We start from the raw sequence: 13,770 nt of genomic DNA on the forward strand, positions 1-13,770 counted from the left end.
ATCTCCGCCATCCGCTCCACACCCATCGCCTAACCGCACCACCCCGCACAAACGCCCCCACCACTACAGGTGGGAGGGCTACGAGGCCTGGGGATTGTGGGCCCGACCGACAGCGGAGCGGCTTCGGCGCTGTCCTGGCAGGCGCCGCAGTCAACGGCTCCGGCAGTCATCGGCGCCCTGGCGGCCCCGTCCACCCGCGCCGGACCCGGACCCGGCCCGAATCCGAACCGTCCGCCCCGCCGACCCACCTGAACCGACCCGGCCGCCCGATGTCCGTATCTGTGGCATACCGGGCCGTACAGCCATGGCGCGCGCCGCCTACGCGACGGATGCTGAACAGGTCGGCGGACACGTCGGCAGTGAATCGGCAGGACGAGGCCATCGCGTACGGAAGGTCCGGGTGAGCATGATGAACAACGACGGTGCTGCAGTGGCGGGTGTGGCCGTGCCCGACACCAAGCTCGCGCGCGAGGCGGAGCAGCTGGTACGGGACACGACGAGCGAACTGATCTACCACCACTCGAGGCGGGTGTTCTTCTTCGGGGCGCTCCAGGGCCGCAAGCTCGACCTCTCCTACGATCCCGAACTCGTCTACATCGGCGCCCTGTTCCACGATCTGGGACTGTCCGAACGCTTCCACGGCAGCGGTCGCCGCTTCGAAGTCGACAGTGCCGACGAAGCCCAGCGCTTCCTGACCGCGCGCGACGTTCCGCCGGACAGTGTGCGCCGCGTGTGGACGGCGATCGCCCTGCACACCACGCCGGGAGTGCCCCAGCACATGGAGCCGGAGGTCGCGCTGGTGACCGCCGGCGTCGAGTACGACGTGCTCGGCATCGGCTACGACGACCTGTCCGCGGCCGACCGCGCGGACATCGTCGCCCTGCATCCGCGGCCCGACTTCAAACACCGCATCCTCGCGGCCTTCACCGACGGTGTCGCCCCGAAGCCGGACACCACCTTCGGCAACGTGAAGGCCGACGTTCTCGCCCACTACGTGCCCGGCTTCGAGCGCGGCGACTTCGTGCGGACGATTCTCGACTCGAAGTGGGAGCAGTGAGCCCAAGAAGGCCGGCGGCGCCGACGATCGTAATCGTCGCCTTCGACCAGGTACAACTCCTCGACGTGACGGGGCCGACGGAAGTATTCACCACAGCGACCGCCACCACCGGCGGCGCCGCCTACGACGTGCGGATCGTCTCCCCCGACGGCGCCGACGTCCGCACCTCGTCAGGCGTGCGGATCGGCGTCGACATCGGCCCGGACGCGCTGCCACGCCGCATCGACACCGTCCTGGTCCCCGGACGCAGCGACTGGCGCGCCGCCGTACACGACACGGAACTCGTCGCCTTCACGGCCCAACTCGCCCGCCGCGCACGGCGGGTGGCGTCCGTCTGCGCAGGCGCCTTCCTCCTTGCCGAGGCAGGCCTCCTGGACGGTCGGCGAGCCGCCACCCACTGGCGGCTCGCCGCCGACCTCGCCACTGCCTACCCAGCCGTAACCGTCGCCCACGACCCCATCTACGTACGCGACGGTCCCGTCGTCACGTCGGCCGGGGTGAGCGCGGGGATCGATCTGGCGCTCGCCCTGGTCGAGGAGGACCACGGCGCCGACACCGCCCGCGATGTGGCCCGTGAGCTCGTGGTGTTCATGGCCCGCCCCGGCGGCCAGTCACAATTCAGCGCCCGCCTCACCCCCGCCACCGGACAGCACCCCGCAGTACGCGCCGCCATGGACGCCGCCGGAGCAGACCCGCGGGTGGCGTCCGACCTCACGGTCCTGGCCGAGGTGGCCGGCGTGAGCCCTCGCCACCTCACGCGGCTGTTCCGGGCCGACACCGGAATGACCCCCGGCCAATACATCGAATCCGTACGCCTGGAGGCGGCCCGCGCCCTGCTCGAGGGCGGCGGCGACCCGGTCGAACACATCGCGCAGGCAGCCGGGTTCGGCTCATCGGAGAGCATGCGCCGGGCGTTCCAGCAGACGCTGGGGGTAGCGCCCACCGAATACCGCGCACGATTCCGCACCACCCACACCACCAACCCCACAGTCACCCCAGCCTGAACCCGCAACACCGCAAACCGAGCACGCGGAGCACGCCGAGCACGCCGATGCGGGCGCCCGAGGTGTCATCACGATGCCGGCCGGCCCACGCCACCACCTGCCGTGGCCCGCGCATCGCCAACAGCAGTCGGGCATGCGTTGGTCAGGCGGAGGGAGCGCCTTGGGGCCGGCGAAAGATGACGACGCGCCCCTCTGTCAATCGACTGCGACAGCGCGCCGGACACAATCGCGGAGAAGGGTACGGCGCTGTTCGTGCAGGTCGGGTGACTCCTGGGCGGTCGCCGCGTAGACGTTGCTCACCGGCGACCAGGCCATGGACATGGCGATGACCATGGCCATCACATCGAAAGGGTCGCCCTGACGCACCCGCCCGGCGGCTTGCGCTTCAGCGACGGCCCGCAGCTTGCGGTCGTCGTAATGGTCGTGGTTCTCGACGAGGTGGCCGACCGGTCGGCGTTCCAGGCGTGCCCAGGTGGCCAGCCGGATGAGGTCCGGGCGCCGGAGGTACTCGTCGTAGAGGCGCACGGCCCAGTCCGCAAGGTCGTCCGCGTCGATCGGAACGACGTTGGTAATGCGCTCCAGGGAAGCGAAGAAGATCGCGTCGAAGAGCTTTTCCTTGTTGCCGAAGTAGGCGTAGAGCTGAGCCTTGTTGGTGCGGGCAGCGGACACGATCCGCTCGATGCGGGCTCCGGCGATGCCGTGCTGGGCGAATTCCTGGGTCGCCACATCAAGAATGCGCTGGTAAGTCGCGGCTCCGCGCGAGGTCAGGGGCTGGTCCGCCATGCCCGCGACGCTACCAGACAGAACAGTTGGTTTGCTTGACGACCGCATCGCGCCTACGATCCAATAGACCGAACAGTCTGTTTACGGGAGGCATGCCGTGCGCACAACGACCGGATGGCTGGCTGACGGCCCGACCGCGAGGCTGCGACGAACGCCCCTGGAGCGTCGCGATCTCCGCCCCGATGATCTTGCGGTTCGGATCGACTACTGCGGCGTCTGCCACACCGACCTGCACGCGCTCCGCGCCCACGACAGCAAAGCGGGGCAACCCCTGGTCCCGGGGCACGAGTTCACGGGAGTGGTGACCGAGATCGGACCCGCTGTCAGCCGCTTCTCGGCCGGCGACGGAGTCGCGGTCGGCAACATCGTCGACTCATGCGGCGAGTGCTCCATGTGCCAGGCCGGACAGGAGAACTTCTGTCACGCCTTCCCGACCCTGACCTACGGCGGCACCGACCGGCACGACGGATGGACCACCCTGGGCGGATACTCCCGCGAGTACGTCGTCCGGGAGCAGTTCGCCTACCCCCTTCCCCCAGGTCTGGACCCGGCCGCCGTCGCTCCCCTGCTCTGCGCCGGTGTCACCGTCTGGGAGCCCCTACAGGCTCTGGGCGTAGGCCCGAGCAGCCGCGTCGCCGTCGCCGGATTGGGAGGCCTGGGGCATCTCGCGGTCAAGATGGCCGTGGCCCTCGGCGCCACGACTTCGGTCGTCAGCCGCTCACCGGACAAGGCCGAGGACGCCCGCCGTCTCGGCGCGCACGGGCTCATCGTCTCCACGGATCCGGAACAGATGGCCAAGGCCCGGGACAGGTTCGACGTCGTCATCGACACCATCTCCGCCCCGCACGACCTCGGCCCCTACCTGAAGCTGGTCGCGCTGGACGGCACGCTCAGCCACCTCGGGCACCTCGGACCGGTCACCGTGGAGACGATGGACCTCCTCGTGGGGCGCAAGAAGCTCAGCTCCGCAGGCAGCGGCGGGCGTCCTGCGACCGCCGCCATGCTGGACTTCTGTGCGGAGAACGGCATCGGCGCCGACATCGAACTGCTCCCCTCGGCACAGGTGAACGAGGCCCTCGACCGCCTCCGGCGAAACGACGTCCGCTACCGCTTCGTACTCGACATGTCCGACCTCAGCTGAGCGGACAGGACTCAGCGCCTCATCCGGTGCGCCGCATGCCTTGGAAGTCGCCCACACACGAAACCCCCACCCCAGCTACGACGTTTGTGCAATTCGGTAGACGGAGACATGAGAGGGCGACTCGGCAGTGAAGGCGCCGCCCGCCCAGTCCGCATGCCTGCTTTCCAGTTCGAATCCAGCCAGCTGGGCCATGAGGTCGAGTTCCCCCGGCCAGATGTAGCGGTGAGGGCTGCGGAACAAATGAGCCTGCGTGGTCTCGTCGAACCGGAAGTGGTGTGACACGACGTGCTGACGCAGCACGTCGTAGGTGTCCAGGCCGATGTAGCCGGCATCGGCCTGGCAGACCATGGCTGTCTGGCCCGGCGGGAGCTTGCGCAGCTCAGGTACCCAGAGCTCGATCACGAACCGACCACCGGGCTCGAGGTGTCGGGCCGCATTGCGGAAGCACTCGACCTGCTCAGCCTGGGTGAGCAGGTTGGAGATCGTGTTGTAGACGAGATAGACCACGGTGTACTTCCCCGGGACGACGGTGGTCGCCATGTCACCCATGATCACCGGGATCGTTGCTTCGTCCGCCTTGGCGCGCAGTTGCTCCACCATCGGCAATGACAATTCGATGCCGGTGACAGGAATCCCTCGCTCGGCGAGCGGGACGGCTACGCGGCCGGTCCCGATGGCGAACTCAAGCGCGGCTCCCTCTCCTGCGAGCTCGGCGAGGCGGTTCACGGTCGGACCCAGGACCTCAGGCGCGAACATGCCCGATCCCGGTGTGTCGTAGCGCTTGGCAACATCCGCGTCCCAGATTTTCGCCTTCTCCATTCCGCTAACGCTCGCCGCTGACCTACGCGATGTCCAGCGAATAACCGCCTCGTTCCGTGAGGGGATCTCGTCCAGGGGCAGCACCCGCGGCTGGATGGCGACGCCCCGGGCCACAAAAGCGCCGCCAAGGCCAACAGGCCGACGCCCCAAGCGCGTATCCGACTGGCCCGGTCGCGGAAGTCAAGGTCGTACTCTCGTGATGACATGGCGGAGGAATCCAGCCGCGGCTTCTCGCTGCTCCTGGCGCTGGCCTTGGTTGTAACCTGCACCGCTTTCCCCGCTGGCGGCCACTTGGCGGGGAGCCATCAGGCCACCAGCGGGAACACTGCGTTGATACTTCTGGGGCATCTGCTCGACGGTCGCCTCGGGCAGCCGGGGCTACGGACGGCGCACGATCCTGCCGTGGGTGTGCCCCCGTTCCAGCTCGCTGAACGCGTCTCGCACCCGCTCCAGCGGGTAGGTGCGGTCGATCGGCACCTCCAACTCCCCACACGCGGCGAGCCGGGCCAGCTCACCGAGCACGACCACGCATGCCGCCGAGCCTGCTCCGTATGCCCGCGCACCGACTCTGGCCGCGGCGTGCCGATCCCGGATCGTGTTGATCCGCTCGGGCCGCACGCCCAACTCCACTGCCAGCTCCACGTAGCCGTCGCCGAGCGTGTCGATGAACGCGTCGACGTTCCCGCCGGCGGCCTGCCGGATCCGCTCTGCAGCGCCTCCCCCGTACTCGACCGGGACGACACCGCGGTCCCCCAGCCAGGCATGGTTTCGCTCGCTCGCAAGGCCGATCACCGTGGCGCCGCGCCGTCGCGCGAGTTGCACGGCAAGCGACCCGACGCCGCCCTCCGCAACGGACACCACGACTGTGTCGGCCGGCCCGGGGTCGACAGCGAACACGGTGGCGTATGCGGTCGTGCCGGCCACGTACAACGGCCCGGCCACGTCCCAGGACAGCCCGTTCGGACGGGAGACCACATTCACGTCGTCGACCAGACGAACTCCGCGTGGCTCACTCTGTTATGGGTGAAGCCCAGGACGTCATCGCCCACCGCGAAGCCGCTCACCTGCGCACCGACCTCCCCCACGGCGCCGGCCAGGTCGCTGCCCTGGCCGGAGGGGAACGCAGCCGGCCGGCGTTCGTGTCGCGCGCCCTTGCGGATCATCGCCTCGCCGGGCTGGATCCCGGCCGCGCGGACCTCGACCAGCGCCTGCCCGGGGCCGGGCGCCGGGCGTTCCACGTCCTCCACCCGCAGCACATCGATCTCGCCGTACTCGTGCAACCGCACCGCCTTCATGCGTGATCACCGCACTTTGTCGTTCGGACAGGTCCTGGACGGCCACGTGCGGGTTGCCACACGTCGACCGCGCCATCGCCTTCAACGACGCAGGAACGGTGGTGACTTCCCAGGAGTGCGTAACTGGGCGGCCGGGCACGGACTGTCCCGTCAGTCCGCTGCGGCCGTCGCCTCGCGCGCACCCGTGGCCAGGACGCCGGCGCGTTACGAACCGCTGAACAGCGCTCAAGGCCATGCCTGAGTTGTCCGTGTCGTGCGGCGCGATGCCGCGGTGCCGTCCTCGCCGACCCGCGCGGCCGCCCGGGAATGGGAGCCAAGGCTCGGCCGGAGCCCGTACGCGGTTCCGCGAGCCCGTTCAGCCCCCTGCCGCCCCTCGCCCCCGCTCCCGCTCCCGGGCGACCGGTCACGTGCCGGGCCGGTACCTCCGCTCGACGTGCCCGGCGAGATCCTCGGGATAGAAGTAGACGGGCCGCAGAGCGCCCCGCGCATAGCGTTCGGCCTGGTCGCCGAAGTGCGGAGAGTCGGGGTGTCCGCTCACACCGCCCGCCGTCACCGCCCAGGCGCGAAGTCGCGGCCCGAACTCCACGACCGCCACGAAACTGTTGCCACTGGTGCCGTAGTAACGCTTGGTTCCCGGGTAGGCCTTCGCGCCGAACGAGGCGAGCGAGCCCCAGCGCGAGGAGGTGAAGGGCACCGGGATGCTGGGCTTGTCGTCGCTGAACTCCTGCACGATCGCAGCGTCGTTGCGCTGGTAGCGATTGATGTCACCCCACGGCACCCGCCAGCTGCCGAAGTCCCGCTGCAGCCGCTGCATCGCCGTCTCGAGGGCTCCGAGCTTTTGCGCGTTCGAGGCACGGTCGGCGATGTAGTCCCACACCGACATTCCGGCGTCCGCCGCCGCCTGGGAGGTGAGCGCCCACGTGTCTTCGCCCCAGAACACGGCCACCGACGTCGCAGGCGAATCGGCGGACCACCGGTGATCCCAGTCGCGCAGCAGACCGATCGGACCGGCCAGCTTCCTCTTCCGCCCGCTCCCCTCGGGCAGTTGGTCCCACGCTGCCACGAGCCCCGGCAGCAACCGCGCGAAGGCGGTGAGATAGGGGTCGAACGCGGCGTCGATCAACGTCTGCGGGGTGAAGTCGTCGCGCGCGCTCAGTACCCGGATGGCCTGCGGCCCGCGCGGGTTCTCACCGAAGCGGTCGAAGTAGCGCGGATAGTCGGCCTTGTCGGGGCTGTCCGCGCCGGCGGCGGTCCAGGGCCAGTTGTTGGTGTTGAACGCCCAGCCGTTCTTCGGGTTCACAGCCTGCGGCATGCTGTCCAGGCTGTGCAGTCCACGCCAGTCGGTCGCCGGGTCACTGCCGCTGACAGGCTTGAGATAGTCGAACCGGTCGTCCCGCACCGGCATGAACTGCGGCATCAGGAAGGCGATCTCGCCCTTCGAGTCCGCGAAGAGCGTGTTGTTCGAGCTGTTTGCCTTGAGGCCCGCGACCCGGAGATAGCCCGCATAGTCCCGCGTCGTGGTGCGCAGGAAGCTCTGCTGGAGCGCCTGGACAGGCTTGTTCATCAGCGCACACGCGATCCACTTGCCGTCCGTCTCGCGCACGATCGGGCCGTGGTGCGTCGCGTACGTCGTGAAGGTGCGCTTGCTCTGTCCGCCCTCCGCGGTACGGAAGGAGAGCGTGACCTTCTTCGTCGTGACGGGGCGCAGTTCGTCGCCGTAACGGTAGGAACGGGCTCCGTCGGCCCCTACCACGATCGTCTCGGCGAACTCGTCGATGTTGTCGACACCGCTCGACGTGTGCATCCACCCCGTCTCCGCGTTGAAGCCCTGGTAGATGAAGAACTGTCCCCAGGTGGCGGCACCGTAGGCGTTGAGTCCCTCGCGGCTCGTCACATGCTGTTCCGCGCGGAAGAAGAAGCTGGTGTGCGGGTTGATCAGCAGCAGTGCGTGACCGTCCCGCGTGTGGCTGGGTGCGATGGCGAAGCCGTTGGACCCCGTGGGTTCGCGCTGCACGAGGCCGCGCTCCTCGTCGGTCATCGGTACGTCACGCTTGTCGTAGAACGCTTCGAGCTGGGTGAGCAGCACCGACTCGATGTCACCTCCGATGCTGCCTTCGGAGAAGCTGAGCGGCATCCACGGCTCGAACCGGTCGAGCACACGCGGGCGCACCTCGGGGTGTGTCGCGAGGTAGTGGTTGAGTCCGTCCGCCCAGGCCCGCATCAACGCGCGCAGCCACGCAGGGCACTTCGCGTAGTCCTTCTTCAGCGCCTCCGGGTCGAGGAACAGCCGCTGGCGCAGGTCCTGCCATATCGCGCTCTCGCCCTCGGCCTCGGCGAGACGGCCCAGGGCGACAAGGTAATTCTGCTCGATCCGATTGAAGTCGTCCTCCGCCTGGGCGTACATCATCCCGAACACCGCGTCGGCATCGGTCTCGCCCACGATGTGGGAAACACCCCAGTCGTCCCGGGTGATCGTGACCCGGTCTGCGTGTCTGCGTCGGCGGGCCTCGTCGGGCAGTGCCGGCTTCGCAAACGCGGTGCCGGTCTGCAGCCCCGCCGCCGCAGCGGCCAGCCCGGCCGCTCCGCCCAGGACGCGGCGCCGGCTCACCCCGGAGTTCTGCGCATGGCTCATGAGTTGCTCCACTCTCCTTCGAGGATCAGGGGATCGTTCGGCTACACCCGGTGTGGCGAGCGGTGGTCCACGTGCCGGCCCCAACTCGATGACGCCTTCGGCCATCACCCTGATCGTCACCACCCACCGCGCAGCCGGCACCCACGACCGAGGTGACCCCCCGGACGGCACAGGCACGTTTCGGTGATCACCTACGCGGACAGTCCTATCCAGGAAGCAGCCCCCTGACAAGGCTTCACCCCGCTGCAATCGGAAGTACTTCGTCCGGTGGGGAGCGGCTGTCCCAGGTGTCGCCGAAGAAGTCGCTTCTCCAGGGGTACCCCTTGCCACCCGCCGTCCCTGGCAGGGCGGTTGCATCGACGACTTGCTGCGCGGTATCGCCGACGACAAGGTGGCCGGAGCCCTCATCACCGACACCCTCGTCCTCCAGAGGGGCGGGCTGCGGGTGCCGAGGCGCCTGGGCGGCGAACTGAATGGGAAGTCCGGCCCGGTTGAGCATCTGCCCGGTCGGCGCCTACGCCCGAGGCCGAGCCGGGGGAGAAACGCGTTGCCGTGCCGTCGCAGAGGTAGGCATGCTCCAAGGCGTGGCCACCGAAGACGACTTCACCGACACAACCGTCTTCTTACCTGTCAGTGTGCGGGATCTGCTGCCACGGGATCTGCCGAGGTGCACCTGGTCCGGCTCGGGCAGCCACCTGCGCAGCGTAGGACGAGAGCTGGCTCGCGCTGCGTCGGGCGAGGTGGACTACCTGGCTGTATGCACTCCCGAGGACCTGCCGGTGGCGATCGGCGGCATAGACTTCCAGGTCTCCGAGGAGTCCGGATTCGTGTGGCAGCTCGCCGTGCACCCGGCGCTGCGGTCCCGCGGCCTGGGAACGCTGCTCGTCCGCGCTGCCGAACAGCGGATCCGGGACCGCGGGCTGCGCGGGGCCGAACTCGCAGTGGAGGAAAGCAACCCCCGGGCCCGCGCCCTGTACGAACGCCTGGGCTACGTCGCGTACGGCCGCAAACCGGACGCCTGGGACGAGGAAGGGCCCGACGGGTCGATCCCTAGCCACGAGACGATGTGCGTTCTCATGCGAAGGGGCCTTTGAGCCGCGGTCAGGGGCACAGGTCCAACGGGCGTGGCGGCGGGGTTGGTCCTGTCATCGCGTCATGGTGCGACGGCATCTGTCAGTCGGCGAACGCGTCCACGCCCGTCAGTTCGGCGGACAGTGCCCACAGGCGGGCCGCTTGCTCCGGGTCCGTGGCCCACTCCTTGACGCCGACCCGGGAGCCGTCCGCCGGGGCGGGCTCGGCGATGTCGCAGTCCTCCAGGTAGACGCCACCCATGCCGTCCAGCTGGGGGGAGGTCGCCGCCCAGACCTGCGTGGCCGCGCCCTGCTGCGGCGTCTTGAACGCGTCGGGGTGGAGCAGGTTGCCGTCCTCGTCGATCCAGCCCCGCTCGACCATCTCCTGCCTCGGCAGGTGCCGCTGAAGGGGCGTCAAGATGCCACCGGGGTGCAGCGAGAAGGCCCGCACGCCCAGACCCTGGCCGCGGCGGTCGAGTTCCACTGCGAACAGCGCGTTGGCCGTCTTGGCCTGGCCGTACGCCTCCCACTTGTCGTAGCCGTGGCGCCAGTGAACGTCGTCCCAGCGGATACCGGAGGCGTGGTGGCCGGTCGAGGAGACCGAGACAACGCGGGCGCCACCCGGCTCGAGTGCCGGCCAAAGGCGGTTGATGAGGGCGAAGTGGCCCAGGTGGTTGGTGGCGAACTGGGCCTCCCAGCCCGGCCCGACGCGGGTCTCGGGGCAGGCCATGATCCCCGCGCTGTCGATGACGATGTCCAGGGGCCGGCCCGTGGCAAGGAAACGCTCGGCGAAGGAGCGCACGCTGTCCAGGTCACCGAGGTCCATTTCTTCCACCTCGACACTGTCGATCCCGGCCAGGTTCTCCTGTGCCGCGCCGACCCGGCGGGCCGGGACCACGACGCGTGCGCCGGCCTTCGCCAGTGCGCGTGTGGTCTCGGCGCCGATGCCCGAGTAACCGCCCGTCACCAGGGCGAGCCGGCCCGTAAGATCGATGCCCGCGAGGACATCGTCGGCGGAGCTCCGGGCGCCGAAGCCCGAACCGATCTTGTGCTGCGGTGTGCTGCTGTCGCTCATGAGGGCACGGTACGAATTCGAGTGCTCTCGAAGTCAAGCCCACCCCGCGGCCGCGGTCTGAACAGGCTCGAACGGGGAAGCAGCCCCGACCGGACGGGCGAATCATGCCTCCACACGATGCCGCTGCACCGAGTAGCCCTCCCCCGCAGGACGCCCACCGCCCTGAGCGGGCCACCTACAGCGGTCCGTCAGGTCACTACGAGGATCCGAAGGCCGGGATGGTCAGGGAGCCGTCTTCGGCCAGCGGGAAGCCTGGGTTGTGGGCGATCTCCCACAGGTGTCCGTCAGGGTCGGCGAAGCACCCCGCGTAGCCGCCGTAGGGCGTTGCCCGGGCCGGCTTGGTGATGGTGCCTCCGGCTTGCTGTGCTGCGGTGAGGAGCGCGTCCACCTCCTTCGGGGAGCGCATGTTGTGCGCCAGGACGATGCCGCCGAAGCCTGTCCCGTCAGCGCTGTCGAGGCCACAGTCGAGTGCGAGCTTGTCGCGGCCCCACAGGACGAGGCCAAGGCCGCCTGCCTGGAAGAAGACGGTCTCTTCGACCTCTTGTCCCCGCCAGCCGAGGCTCTCGTAGAACGCCCGGGAGCACCCGAGGTCGGCTACAGCCAGGGTGATCAGACTGACGCGTTGTTCCATGCGCGGAAGCTAGCACGTGCTTCAGCGCCTGCCCGGGAGCCTCAATGTCCGCCTGACACCGACCGCGGGCCGTCTGACGCTGTCCGGACGAGCGCCTCAACTGCGGTGGCAGCACAGTGCGTTGCCGGTAGGAGTGAGGGCGGCTGCAACGTGGGCGGGGTGCGACCGGGTCGGACGGCTGACGGGCTCCTGGCCGAGCCCGTCAGCCGACGCGGCCCGCGTCGAGGACCGCCAACAGACCGACGCTGACGGGGCGGACGCGAGCGCCGACCCATCGGCTCAGCCCCCATGGGGCCGGGCCAGGCCGTGGTCGTAGGCGAAGATCACCGCCTGGATGCGGTCGCGGGCGCCGATCTTGGACAGGACGCGGCCGACATGGGTCTTGACCGTGGACTCCGACAGGACGAAGCGGGTGGCGATCTCGCCGTTGGTCCAGCCCTTGCCGATGGCTACGAGGATCTCGCGTTCGCGGTCGGTGAGGGAGCTCAGCTTCGAGTCCTCGGCGGATCCATTCGCGCCGGCGGGCACGAGTTGGGCGAACTCGTACAGCAGGCGGCGCGTGAGCGCCGGAGCGATCACCGCGTCTCCGACGGCCACGGCGCGGATGCCGGCCAGGAGTTCCTCGGGACGGGCGTCCTTGAGGAGGAAGCCGCTGGCTCCGGCGCGCAGTGCCGCGTAGACGTACTCGTCGAGGTCGAAGGTGGTCATGACGAGGACGCGGGAGCGGTCGCCCGTGGCGACGATGCGGCGCGTGGCCTCGATGCCGTCCATGCCCGGCATGCGTACGTCCATCAGGACGACGTCGGGGCGGAGTTCGGCGGCCTTGCGCACGGCGTCGGCTCCGTGCGCGGCCTCGCCGACCACCTCTGTCTCGGGCACGGAGTCGAGGAGCATGCGGAGGCCGTACCGCTGGAGGGGCTGATCGTCCACGACGAGCACGGTGGTCATCGGGCACCGCCCTGGGGAGCGAGGTTGAGTTCGGCCCGCACGGCCCATCCCGCGCCGGCGGGACCGGCGTTGATGTGTCCGCCGTAGAGAGCCGCTCGTTCGCGCATGCCCACCAGGCCGTGTCCTTCCTCGTTGGCCGGTCCCCGCCGGGCGGCCGGAGCGGCTGGGCCGGAGTCCTGGACGGTGATGGTCAGCCGCTTGTCCTCGACGACGATCGCCAGGTTCGCACGGGCGTCGGCGCCCGCGTGCTTCAGGGCGTTCGTCAGGGCCTCCTGCACGATGCGGTAGACGGTCAGCTGCACGCCGCTGTCGAGGGCGTCGATGTCACCGGCGGTACGGTAGATCACCTTCAGGCCGGCAGCACGCACCCCCTCACACAGCGCGTCGATGTCCGCGAGTCCGGGCTGCGGGCTCAGTTCGGGCTCGGTGCGCGGGCCGTCCGCCTCGCGCAGCACGCCGAGCAGGCGCCGCAGTTCGCCGAGGGCCTGGCGACCTGTGTCGCCGATGAGGTGCAGGGCCTCCGTGCCCCGTTCCGGAGCGACGGCCGTGGCGTAGGCGCCCGCGTCTGCGAGTGTGATGATGACTGACAGATTGTGTCCGACGATGTCGTGCATCTCGCGGGCCACCCGTGTCCGTTCGGCCGCGACGGCGAGCCTGCCGCGCTGGTCGCGTTCGATCTCGAGCCGGGCCGCACGGTCCCGCAGTCCGGCCAGTTGGGCCCGCCGGATCCGGATCATCAGGCCGAGCGCGAGGGCCGCGGTCGCCGTGCTGAGGAGAAAGAAGAGCGCGTCCCAGAGCGACACCGCCGAGGAGACCCGCGCCGCGACCAGGCCCAGCGCGCCCGCCATGACCGCGCACGCCCACGGCAGTTGTCGCAGCCGCCCGTGCAGGGCCAGGCTGTACAGGGCTACGAAGAGGGCGACATCCGCGCGGAGTGCGGCACCGAGAGACCACTGCAGGACGAACACGGCCGTGACCCCGCCGAAGGCCGCCGCGGGTGATCGCCGCCGCCACAGCAGCGGCAGCACCAATCCGGCCTGCAGGGCCAGCATGCCGACCGTGGGGAGCTGGGTGAACGACAGGCGGAACCGGCGCGGGCCGTCGCTGTCCCCAACGCCCCTGTGCAGCAGGTCCGGCAGGCAGAACACCAGGAAGACCAGGACCACGACCGCGGTGTCCAGCACCCACGGACGGGCCTGGTCGGCGCGCCGTAGCCGCTCGCCGGCCCGGCCGAACCGAGCGACGAGCGGCCCCATCGCGCCGAGGTCTTCGGTGGTCACGGAGTTCACCAGCCCATGGTGCGGGTCCGGGCCTT

The 13,770-nt window shown here is 69.6% G+C and carries 13 protein-coding genes; 4 read left to right on the forward strand and 9 right to left on the reverse strand.

Translation table 11 applies throughout. The features are described 5' to 3' along the window. Positions 1 to 409: 409 nt before the first annotated feature. Together CG723_RS30200 and CG723_RS30205 are read left to right on the forward strand one after the other, a co-directional pair. Positions 410 to 1,057 (forward strand): HD domain-containing protein, encoded by a 648-nt coding sequence (locus tag CG723_RS30200; RefSeq protein ID WP_100596833.1) that lies wholly within the window; start codon positions 410 to 412, stop codon positions 1,055 to 1,057. 26 nt (positions 1,058 to 1,083) lie between these two features. Beyond that, on the forward strand, positions 1,084 to 2,061 hold the full coding sequence (locus CG723_RS30205) for a GlxA family transcriptional regulator (RefSeq protein ID WP_100596834.1): 978 nt from the start codon (positions 1,084 to 1,086) through the stop codon (positions 2,059 to 2,061). Positions 2,062 to 2,256: 195 nt separating this feature from the next. On the opposite strand, the gene CG723_RS30210 is transcribed toward CG723_RS30205, so the two are convergent. Beyond that, entirely contained in the window at positions 2,257 to 2,844 is a 588-nt protein-coding gene (locus tag CG723_RS30210; RefSeq protein ID WP_100596700.1) for a TetR family transcriptional regulator, read from the reverse strand. A 97-nt stretch (positions 2,845 to 2,941) separates the two neighbouring features. Here CG723_RS30210 and CG723_RS30215 point away from each other — a divergent pair, with 97 nt between their 5' ends. After that, on the forward strand, positions 2,942 to 3,985 hold the full coding sequence (locus tag CG723_RS30215; protein ID WP_100596701.1) for an NAD(P)-dependent alcohol dehydrogenase: 1,044 nt from the start codon (positions 2,942 to 2,944) through the stop codon (positions 3,983 to 3,985). Between the two features lie 75 nt (positions 3,986 to 4,060). Here CG723_RS30215 and CG723_RS30220 read toward each other — a convergent pair whose 3' ends face one another. The 4 genes from CG723_RS30220 to CG723_RS30235 form a co-directional block, all read right to left on the reverse strand. Next, on the reverse strand, positions 4,061 to 4,804 hold the full coding sequence (locus CG723_RS30220; RefSeq protein ID WP_100596702.1) for a class I SAM-dependent DNA methyltransferase: 744 nt from the start codon (positions 4,802 to 4,804) through the stop codon (positions 4,061 to 4,063). Positions 4,805 to 5,182: 378 nt separating this feature from the next. Beyond that, the gene (locus CG723_RS30230) at positions 5,183 to 5,785 is read right to left on the reverse strand and encodes a zinc-binding dehydrogenase (RefSeq protein ID WP_324905295.1); all 603 of its coding nucleotides are present in this window, start codon (positions 5,783 to 5,785) and stop codon (positions 5,183 to 5,185) included. Continuing rightward, positions 5,782 to 6,099: an alcohol dehydrogenase catalytic domain-containing protein gene (locus CG723_RS49015; protein ID WP_324905298.1), complete on the reverse strand. Its 318-nt coding sequence runs from the start codon at positions 6,097 to 6,099 to the stop codon at positions 5,782 to 5,784. Before CG723_RS49015 ends, CG723_RS30230 begins: the two co-directional genes overlap by 4 nt. Before the next feature lie 403 nt (positions 6,100 to 6,502). After that, positions 6,503 to 8,731: a penicillin acylase family protein gene (locus CG723_RS30235; RefSeq protein ID WP_100596704.1), complete on the reverse strand. Its 2,229-nt coding sequence runs from the start codon at positions 8,729 to 8,731 to the stop codon at positions 6,503 to 6,505. A gap of 572 nt (positions 8,732 to 9,303) precedes the next feature. On the opposite strand from CG723_RS30235, the gene CG723_RS30240 reads away from it, so the two are divergent. Then, positions 9,304 to 9,825 (forward strand): GNAT family N-acetyltransferase, encoded by a 522-nt coding sequence (locus CG723_RS30240; RefSeq protein ID WP_100596705.1) that lies wholly within the window; start codon positions 9,304 to 9,306, stop codon positions 9,823 to 9,825. Positions 9,826 to 9,904: 79 nt separating this feature from the next. Here CG723_RS30240 and CG723_RS30245 read toward each other — a convergent pair whose 3' ends face one another. The 4 genes from CG723_RS30245 to CG723_RS30260 all read right to left on the reverse strand — a co-directional run bounded on the left by CG723_RS30245 (position 9,905) and on the right by CG723_RS30260 (position 13,711). Beyond that, complete coding sequence (locus CG723_RS30245; protein ID WP_100596706.1) at positions 9,905 to 10,876, reverse strand: SDR family NAD(P)-dependent oxidoreductase; 972 nt, start codon at positions 10,874 to 10,876, stop codon at positions 9,905 to 9,907. 196 nt (positions 10,877 to 11,072) lie between these two features. Beyond that, on the reverse strand, positions 11,073 to 11,507 hold the full coding sequence (locus tag CG723_RS30250; protein ID WP_100596707.1) for a VOC family protein: 435 nt from the start codon (positions 11,505 to 11,507) through the stop codon (positions 11,073 to 11,075). Between the two features lie 279 nt (positions 11,508 to 11,786). Beyond that, positions 11,787 to 12,455 (reverse strand): response regulator, encoded by a 669-nt coding sequence (locus tag CG723_RS30255; protein WP_100596708.1) that lies wholly within the window; start codon positions 12,453 to 12,455, stop codon positions 11,787 to 11,789. Continuing rightward, positions 12,452 to 13,711: a histidine kinase gene (locus CG723_RS30260; protein WP_199841954.1), complete on the reverse strand. Its 1,260-nt coding sequence runs from the start codon at positions 13,709 to 13,711 to the stop codon at positions 12,452 to 12,454. Before CG723_RS30260 ends, CG723_RS30255 begins: the two co-directional genes overlap by 4 nt. Between the last annotated feature and the right edge of the window lie 59 nt (positions 13,712 to 13,770).

The organism is Streptomyces sp. CB01635, assembly GCF_002803065.1.
In the GTDB taxonomy this organism is placed as follows: domain Bacteria; phylum Actinomycetota; class Actinomycetes; order Streptomycetales; family Streptomycetaceae; genus Streptomyces.